The sequence below is a fragment of the Sphingomonas echinoides ATCC 14820 genome (assembly GCF_000241465.1).
In the GTDB taxonomy this organism is placed as follows: domain Bacteria; phylum Pseudomonadota; class Alphaproteobacteria; order Sphingomonadales; family Sphingomonadaceae; genus Sphingomonas; species Sphingomonas echinoides.
In genome coordinates this window covers 3,012,498-3,021,221 of record NZ_JH584235.1, presented here as the reverse complement: position 1 = coordinate 3,021,221, position 8,724 = coordinate 3,012,498, and the positions used below count along the sequence as shown (strand labels likewise).

Below are 8,724 nucleotides of genomic sequence, written 5' to 3'. Positions count from 1 at the left end.
CGGAGCTCCCCGATGACCCATCCTTCGCGTCGCGGCGTAATCGCCTCCGGCCTTGCGGCCACCGCTTTGCCGACGCTCGCCACGCCCGCTTTGGCCAATAAGGCACCAAGCGGCGCGCCACAGCCCTGGGGGGCCACCCCCGCGCCGCGCCAGCTCGTCTGGCACACGCGCCAGCAATATGCCTTCGTCCATTTCTCCATCAACACCTTCACCGACAAGGAATGGGGCTATGGCGATGAGGACCCGGCGCTGTTCAACCCGACCGATTTCTCCGCCGACCAGATCGTAGCGGCAGCCAAGGTCGGGGGCATGACCGGCATCATCCTCACCGCCAAGCATCATGACGGCTTCTGCCTGTGGCCGACGCTGCTGACCGAACGCTGCATCCGCAACACGCCGTATAAGAACGGCACGGGCGATATCGTCGCGGAAATGGCAGCGGCCACGCGCCGCGCCGGCCTCGCCTTCGGCCTCTATCTCTCGCCATGGGACCGGCATCATCCAGATTATGGCCGCCCGGCCTATGTCGAGTATTTCCGCAAACAGATCGTCGAACTTTGCACCCGCTATGGCGAACTGTTCGAATTCTGGTTCGACGGAGCCAATGGCGGCGACGGCTATTATGGCGGCGCACGCGAGACCCGGAAGATCGACGCCCCGGCGTATTACGACTGGCCGACCACGATCGCTTTGGTTCACAAATATCAGCCAATGGCCTGCACCTTCGATCCGCTCGGTGCCGAGATCCGCTGGGTCGGCAATGAAGATGGCGTGGCGGGCGATCCGTGCTGGCCGACCATGCCCAACCACCCGTATGTCCAGTCGGAGGGCAATAGCGGCGTGCGGGGTGCCCCCTTATGGTGGCCCGCCGAAACCGACGTGTCGATCCGCCCCGGCTGGTTCTACCACGCCGATGAGGACGCCAAGGTCAAGACGCCCGAGCGCCTGCTCAAGCTGTTCGATGAATCGGTCGGGCGTGGCACCAACCTCAACCTAAACCTGCCGCCCGACCGGCGCGGTCGGCTGGCCGACACCGATGTCGCGGTGCTGCGCTCCTTCGGCGATGCGCAAGCCGCGACCTATGCCCATGATCTCGCCAAGGGCGCGGTCGCCCATGCCAGCGCGGAGCGTACCGCCGCCTTCAGCGCCGCGCGCGTGCTCGACGGCAATCGCGAGACCTATTGGTCGACACCCGATGCCGACCACACCCCGTCGCTGACGCTCGATCTGCCGCCCGGCCGCCACTTCGATCTGATCCGTATCCGCGAATATCTGCCGCTCGGCGTGCGCGTTACGCGCTTCGCGGTCGATGCAGAGGTAGGCGGCGTATGGAAGACGCTCGCCGAGCATGAGTGTATCGGCGCACAGCGCATCATCCGCTTGCCTGCGCCCATCACTGCGCGCCGCGTGCGCCTGCGCATCCTGGAGGCTCCCGCTTGCCCGGCAATCAGCGAGATCGCCTTGTTCCGTCAGGTTCAACCCGTCGCGGTTGCACCGGCGCGGTCGAGCGACCCGACGATCCTGTCGACCAAGGGCTGGCACATCGTCGCCGCCACCACGCCAGGTGCCGAGGCCTTGCTCGATGACGATGCTGCGACGCGCTGGACCACCCCGGCCCCGACGCCGGGCGCCCCTGTCAGTGTGACGATCGACATGGGGCAAGTGGCTGCGCTGGCCGGGGTGAGCATCTCGCCGTCGCGCACGATCGCCAAGGACGTGTCCCCGCCGCGCGACTATCGCTGCGAAACCAGCCTGGATGGCACGCAGTGGGAAGCGGCGGGCAGTGGCGAGCTGGCCAATATCGCTTATGCACTCGCCACGCAGCGCCTGGCCTTCGACCACCCACGCCCGGCGCGCTTCCTGCGCCTGTCGTTCGACGCGCCCGCGCTCCCCACCAGCGCGATCGCGTTGGCCGGGGTGGGCGGCTTCACCACGCGGCGCTGACCGGCGCGGTCACGCTGCCCAGGCGGCGATATCGTCCTGCTGGCCGATCAGCGCCAGGCCGTGCGCGATCGAGGTGAGTTCACCACCGGCGGCGATGCGCTCCTCCCCAAAGCGTTCGACGAACAGCCGTCGCACGCGCGGGGTGAGCGAGGTGCCACCGGTCAGGAACACGCGGTCGATGGCGCTCGCGTCGGTTTCGGCGCGGGCCAGCGCCTGGTCGACCGCTTGCTCCATCTGCGCGATGTCGGGGGCGATCCACGCCTCGAACGCATCGCGCCGCACCTCCGCCGCGATCGACAGCCCCGCGCCGGCAAAGCGAAACTCCGCCACATCGCTCTGCGACAAGGCGCGCTTCAACGCACCGACCGCATCGTACAGTTGATAGCCCAATTCCTGATCGATGATCGCGATCATCCGCCCGATCGCCTCTGGATCGAGCGCGACGCGGCGCAATTTGTCGAGTTCGGCCATTGTCCGTCGGTTGCGCATCAGCGCGAGGCGCGACCAGTCGGCAAAATCGGTGAAATATCCGCCGGGAATATCGAGCACCTTGTCGAACGAGCGATACGACCCGCCCTTGCCCAGCAGCGGCATGACGAGATGATCGACAATGCGGAAATCGAACCGGTCGCCCGCAATGCCGACCCCGGCATGGCCAAGCGGGGTGCAGCGCCGCGCCGCGCCCGGAACATCGATCCGCACCACCGAAAAATCGCTGGTGCCGCCCCCGAAATCCGCCACCAGGATCGTCGCCGGATCGGTGATGCGCGAGGCATAGCTGAACGCCGCGCCGATCGGCTCATACACATAATGGATTTCCTCGGCGAGGTGCCCGAACATCGCATCATAACGCGTCCGCGCCAGCGCCTCGTCCGGGCGACTTCCGGCGAATTCCACCGGACGCCCGACCACCAGCCGCGACGTCTTGCCGTTCAGCGCGCCGCGCGCGCGGCCCGCCATCTTGCCGAGGAACAAACGCCCCAGATCCTCAAAGCGGAACCGCCGCTCGAACACGCTGGCATATTCGAAGCTCGCATTGGCGGCGACCGACTTGAACGATTGCAGGAAGCGGCTGCCCTGCGGAAAGGCGAGATATTCCGCAATCGCCCATGGCCCCGCTTCGCTCGCCAAACCCTGCGGCTCGCCCTCTTCCTCCCACAGGCACAAGGCCGAGCGGAACACCGCGCCGGGCGCAGCTGGCCCGTCGAACAGCAGCATGTCGGCCGCGCCCGGCTGCTGGGCGAGGGCGACCACCGAATTGGTGGTCCCAAAGTCGAGTCCGATCGCGGACGGCAAGGAAATGGTCATGGTCGGCGGGGCCTGTACGGGGAAAGCCGCGTTCACGCAAAAGCATCTGGCACAAAAAATCCCGGCCTCGCTTGCGCAAGGCCGGGATCCGAAACCGCACTACAGCGATTGATTACATCGGGCGCTTTTTCGACTTCTTCGTCGTCGGCGTCGCCGGATCGGTTGGCGCCTGCGTCGTCATCGTCGAATCCGGCGTGGTCGTAGTCGGACTGGCCATCGGGTCCGCCGGAGTGGTGGCCGGATCCGCAGCCGGGGTCGCCGGTGTGGTCGTGGTCGGCGCGGGGGTACCGGGCGTCGTCGACGGGGTCGCGGGAACCGTGCTGGTCGGCGCGCCTGGTGCGGGCGTTGTGGTTTGCGCAAACGCCGCAGTCGAAAGGGTCAAAGCCGCAATACCGGTCAAAGTTGCAATACGCATTGGTTCTGGTCCTTTAAATCAGTGACCACCAAATGGGTCGAACCTAACAACGCATCGCCGTACGATCGGTCGCTCCTTTTATCGCGCAGAGACCACGACTGGCCTGCTTTAGCCGCATTGTCCGCGATGCATCAGCTTATGGTCGGCCAATACTAACGCAACCATCGCCTCCACCACCGGCACGCCGCGAATACCAACGCACGGGTCATGCCGTCCTTTGGTCATGATCTCGGTGGCGGTCCCATTGCGATCGATGGTCTCGACGGGCGTTAGGATCGAACTTGTCGGCTTAAACGCGACGCGCAGCGTGATCGGCTGCCCCGTCGCAATCCCCCCGGCAATGCCCCCGGCATGGTTGGCGAGGAACTGCGGGCCATCGGTGCCGGGGCGCATCGCATCGGCATTATCCTCACCGCGCAAGCGCGCCGCGGCAAAGCCATCGCCAATCTCGACGCCTTTGACGGCATTGATGCCCATGCACGCCGCCGCCAGTTCGGCATCGAGCTTGGCATAAAGCGGCGCGCCCCAGCCAGCGGGCACGCCGGTCGCCGCACACGCCACCACCGCGCCGAGCGAGGAGCCCGCCTTGCGCGCCGCATCGACCAGCCCCTCCCAGCGCGCTGCGGCTTCCGGGTCAGGGCAGAAGAACGGGTTGCGGCCAATCTCGGCGGCATCGAAATTGGCGGGGTCGATCGCGTCGCCGCCAATCGCCTCGACCCAGGCGATGATGCTGACCTCGGGGATCACCAGCCGCGCCACCGCACCCGCCGCCACGCGCGACGCGGTTTCGCGCGCCGAGGACCGCCCACCGCCGCGATAATCGCGGAAACCATATTTGGCGTCATAGGCATAATCGGCATGGCCGGGGCGATAGGCCTTGGCGACCTCCGAATAGTCCTTGGAGCGTTGGTCGACATTCTCGATCATCAGGCTGATCGGCGTGCCGGTCGTGCGCCCCTCGAACACACCCGACAGGATGCGGACCTGGTCGGGCTCCTGCCGCTGCGTGGTGAAGCGCGACGTGCCGGGACGGCGCTGGTCGAGCCACGGCTGCACATCGGCCTCGGACAAAGCGATCCCCGGCGGGCACCCATCGACCACCGCGCCGATCGCGGGTCCGTGCGATTCGCCCCAGGTGGTGAAGCGGAAGAGATGGCCGAAAGTGTTGAAGCTCACTTTCCCTCTCCCAACGGGAGAGGGAGGGGCCCATGCGCAGCATGGGAGGGTGAGGGTGATACACCCACGCCTGCTAGATCAATCATGGCTGTCGCCCTCACCCTTCCCACGCCTGCGGCGCGGGCCCCTTCCCTCTCCCAAAGGGAGAGGGAGCTTTACGCCAGCGCGATGTCCGGCGCGTCTTCTGCCTTCATGCCGATCACATGATAGCCCGCATCGACATGGTGCGTCTCGCCAGTCACGCCGCTCGACAGGTCGCTCAGCAGATACAGGCCGGCCCCGCCGACATCCTCGATCGTCACGTTGCGCTTGAGTGGCGAGTTCAACTCGTTCCACTTCAGGATCAGGCGGAAATCGCCAATCCCCGAGGCCGCCAGCGTCTTGATCGGCCCGGCCGAGATCGCGTTGACGCGGATATTGTCGCGCCCGAGATCGACCGCGAGATATTGCACACTGGTCTCAAGCGCCGCCTTGGCCACGCCCATGACGTTGTAATGCGGGATGACCTTTTCCGCGCCGTAATAGCTGAGCGTCAGCAGCGCGCCGCCATTCGGCATCATCTTCGACGCCCGCTGTGCGACCGCGACGAACGAATAGACCGAGATGTTCATCGTCATCAGGAAATTGTCGAGCGTGGTGTCGACATAGCCACCGCGCAGCTCATTCTTGTCCGAAAAGCCGATCGCGTGGACGACGAAGTCGATCGTCGGCCATTCCTTCGCCAGTTCGGCAAAGGTCGCATCCAGCGCGGCCATGTCCGACACGTCGCAATCGAACAAGCGCGCCACGCCAAGCTGCTCGGCCAGCGGCCGCACGCGCTTCTCCATCGCCTCGCCCTGATAGCTGAAGGCAAGCTCTGCCCCCGCTTCGCTGAGCTTCTTGGCAATGCCCCAGGCGAGCGAGCGATCGTTGGCGAGGCCCATGATCAGCCCGCGTTTGCCTGCCATCAATTCCATCACGCCGGTATAAACTCCTTGATTCCGTGAGCGCTCTCTACTCCCGGTTCGGGGGGTTCCGCCAGTGCCGCATTCAAATGCGCCCCGACGACGATGCCAAGCCCCACCAGAAAGAAGAACAACAGCGCGACGATCACCCCCGCCAGGCTGCCATAGGTCAGGCTGTAGCTGCTGAGGCGCGACAGGATCACCGGCAGCAAGGCCGTGATCGTCACCCACCACGCGCTGGTGAACAGCGCGCCCGGCCATTTCGGGCATTTGCTCAGACGATATTTGGCCGGGGTTACCGAAAAGAACAGCATGTAGAGCGCGATGAACATCACCACCCCCGGCACCGCGCGCGACAAGCCGACCCATCCCGCCACATCGCGCGCGACCGGAAGCACGTCGTAAATGAAGCGCTCTGCCGCCGTCAGCACGCCCTGCACCAGGAAGGACAGCAAGGCGACGACCACCGACACGATAATGACCAGCATCGAACTCAGCCGGTAATGCCAGAACGGTCGGCTCATCTTCACGCCATAAGCGCGGCGGAAAATGTCACGGATCGTCTCGACGAAACTGCCGACCGACCATAGCCCGACAATCGCGCCCAGCCACAGAAGCGAGCCCGTCCGCGCGACCAGCACATCGGCGATCGGCTTGGCGAGCAACTCGCTGACATTGGGCGGCAGGACGTGAAGGAAGGAGGCGACCGCGCGCTGCGTCTCGGCACTCTGCCCGATCAGCGAGGCGATCGCCGCCGCCAGGATGAAGAACGGGAACACCGTCAGCAGCGCCAGATAGGCCAGGTTCCCGGCGTGAATGAAGCCGTCGGAAAACACCCCGATCAACACCCGCTGCAACACTTGCCAGGCCCGCCTGGCCAGCCGCTCCAGGTACGTCCGGCCGACCGGCACAGCATTGCCCCCCGCCGCTCGGTGCGCTTCGCGCTCTTCTGGGGATACGGGGGAAATATGGCTCACGCGGTCGCTCTCCTGGAACGGGTCAGACGCCCATTCCGCCGCGCGGGTTCCGCAAGTCCTTGTCTTTCCAGCCCTCGACGAACTCGATCAGCGCATCGTCATCGACCGGCAGATCGACCATCAGCGTCACCAACTGATCGCCGCGCGTGCCGTCCTTGCGGTGGAACCCGCGCCCGCGCAGCCGCAGCACTTTGCCCGAATTCGATCCCTTGGGGATGGTGAGCATCACCGCGCCCTCGGCGGTCGGCACGCGCACGCTCGCGCCCAGCACCGCTTCCGACAGGCTGATCGGCAAATCGAGCCGGACATCGTCGCCGACGCGTTCGAAGAAGCGATGCGGCAGCACGGTGATGGTGACGATGCCGTCGCCATTGCCGCCCGGTCCAACCTGCCCTTTGCCGGCCAGCCGCATTTGCGCGCCGCTCTCAAGACCCGCAGGCAATTTCAGGTCGATCGTCTTATTGTCGGCGAGCGTAATGCGCTGCGGCTTGGCCGCCACCGCGTCGACGAACGGCACGTCGAGCTTGTACAACACGTTTGCGCCCTTGGGCTGTTCGCGCCGCCCAAAACCGCCAAAGCCACCGGCAAAGCCGCCGCGCCCGCTGCTGCCTGCGAACATGTTCTCGAAAATGTCGCTCAGATCGGGGCCGTCGGCCTGGAAGCCGGCACCACCCGGACCGGGACGGAACCCGCCGGTATTGCCGCCGCCCGCACCAAACCCAAAGGGCGATGCCGGATTGCCGTCGCCGTCTATCTCGCCGCGATCGAAGCGCGCGCGCTTGTCCTTGTCGAGCAACAGATCATAGGCCTGCGTCACCTGGCCGAAGCGATCGGTCGCTTTCGGGTTGTCCTTGTTGCGATCAGGATGCAGCTCTTTCGCAAGCTTGCGATATGCTTTCTTGATCTCCGCATCGGTCGCAGTGCGCGCGACGCCCAGCGTTGCATATGGATCGGCCACGAATGTCCCCGGTGTGCTGATATGGTCTTAGGTGCGATCTATTTGGGGTATCGCGGGAGCGAGTGCAAACGCAGTCGCCTAGATTAGCGGTGCCACATCGACGCTAACGTCCATTTTCTGCGCGCTGGAGCCGAGCACAACCCCGTCGATCGGCGCGATCTCGCCATAATCGCGGCCAATCGCCATCACGATATGGTCACCCGCCATCCAGATGCCGTTGGTCGGATCGACGCCGACCCAGCCCAGTTCGGCCCCGCACCACAAAAGCACCCAGGCGTGCGTCGCATCCGCCCCCACCAGCCGCGCCTGCCCCGGTGGCGGGATCGTGCGGATATAGCCCGAGGCATAAGCGGCAGGCAGCCCGGCAGCGCGCAGGCCGGTAATCATGATCTGCGCGAAATCCTGGCACACGCCGCCGCGCTTCATGAACGCCTCGTGCGGCGATGTGTCGACCAGCGTCGCCTGCGGATCGAACGCGAAATCATGCTGGATGCGCTGCGCAAGGCCAATGGCGGCGTCGAGCGCGGGGCGATCGGGGTGGAGATCCTGTGCGCACCAATCGGCAATGTCGCGATCCAGCGGGATCAGCGGCGAGGGGAAAATATAATTGGCCGGGCCGGCGGGCGACGGATCGCGGCTGGCGCGCGCGGCGGCGGCGATCTCCCGCAAGGGTGGCGATCCGTTGGACGGCATCGGCACCGGGCGATCCACCTTGATCCGCGACACGCTTTCGATCGTCAGATGCCGCACCGGCGCATCGACCACCATCCGCATCACATTGGCGAGCCCTGCCTCGGCCCGCGCGGGCGAAACGCGCCCCGACGGCGAAATGGTGAGTCGATAATCGAGCAGATCCTGCCCAGACCAATGGATCGGCTTCAGCCGCAAATTGCAGCGCGCGAATTTCACGTTTGCCCCATAATCGAAGCGCGTGATGTGGCGGATGTCGTAGATCATTTGGCGTCTCCCCTCCCTGGAAGGGAGGGGTTGGGGGTGGGTCGG

General features: G+C 65.5%; 8 protein-coding genes. 2 read left to right on the top strand and 6 right to left on the bottom strand.

Features of this window, described 5'->3' with window-relative positions; genetic code table 11:
- The first annotated feature begins 12 nt into the window (after positions 1–12).
- Positions 13–1,944, top strand: coding sequence for an alpha-L-fucosidase (locus tag ON00_RS14090; RefSeq protein WP_010406762.1), 1,932 nt, complete (start codon positions 13–15; stop codon positions 1,942–1,944).
- A 9-nt stretch (positions 1,945–1,953) separates the two neighbouring features.
- Here ON00_RS14090 and ON00_RS14085 read toward each other — a convergent pair whose 3' ends face one another.
- Positions 1,954–3,252 (bottom strand): Hsp70 family protein, encoded by a 1,299-nt coding sequence (locus tag ON00_RS14085; protein WP_029622910.1) that lies wholly within the window; start codon positions 3,250–3,252, stop codon positions 1,954–1,956.
- 71 nt (positions 3,253–3,323) lie between these two features.
- On the opposite strand from ON00_RS14085, the gene ON00_RS20620 reads away from it, so the two are divergent.
- Entirely contained in the window at positions 3,324–3,692 is a 369-nt protein-coding gene (locus ON00_RS20620; RefSeq protein WP_154651334.1) for a hypothetical protein, read from the top strand.
- Positions 3,693–3,775: 83 nt separating this feature from the next.
- On the opposite strand, the gene aroC is transcribed toward ON00_RS20620, so the two are convergent.
- The 5 genes from aroC to ON00_RS14055 all read right to left on the bottom strand — a co-directional run bounded on the left by aroC (position 3,776) and on the right by ON00_RS14055 (position 8,679).
- Positions 3,776–4,843, bottom strand: a complete 1,068-nt coding sequence (gene aroC / locus ON00_RS14075; protein ID WP_010406758.1) for a chorismate synthase — start codon at positions 4,841–4,843, stop codon at positions 3,776–3,778.
- A gap of 155 nt (positions 4,844–4,998) precedes the next feature.
- Entirely contained in the window at positions 4,999–5,802 is an 804-nt protein-coding gene (gene fabI, locus ON00_RS14070) for an enoyl-ACP reductase FabI (protein WP_086010572.1), read from the bottom strand.
- Positions 5,799–6,764 (bottom strand): YihY/virulence factor BrkB family protein, encoded by a 966-nt coding sequence (locus ON00_RS14065; RefSeq protein WP_029622907.1) that lies wholly within the window; start codon positions 6,762–6,764, stop codon positions 5,799–5,801. Before ON00_RS14065 ends, fabI begins: the two co-directional genes overlap by 4 nt.
- Positions 6,765–6,786: 22 nt before the next feature.
- Positions 6,787–7,722: a DnaJ C-terminal domain-containing protein gene (locus ON00_RS14060; protein WP_010406752.1), complete on the bottom strand. Its 936-nt coding sequence runs from the start codon at positions 7,720–7,722 to the stop codon at positions 6,787–6,789.
- Positions 7,723–7,800: 78 nt separating this feature from the next.
- Positions 7,801–8,679: a transglutaminase family protein gene (locus tag ON00_RS14055; RefSeq protein WP_010406751.1), complete on the bottom strand. Its 879-nt coding sequence runs from the start codon at positions 8,677–8,679 to the stop codon at positions 7,801–7,803.
- Between the last annotated feature and the right edge of the window lie 45 nt (positions 8,680–8,724).

Bases quoted from the DNA above. Each gene is read 5' to 3' on its own strand.
- ON00_RS14090 (WP_010406762.1), top strand. From the start codon at position 13: ATGACCCATCCTTCGCGTCGCGGCGTAATCGCCTCCGGCCTTGCGGCC.
- ON00_RS14085 (WP_029622910.1), bottom strand. From the start codon at position 3,252: ATGACCATTTCCTTGCCGTCCGCGATCGGACTCGACTTTGGGACCACC.
- ON00_RS14055 (WP_010406751.1), bottom strand. From the start codon at position 8,679: ATGATCTACGACATCCGCCACATCACGCGCTTCGATTATGGGGCAAAC.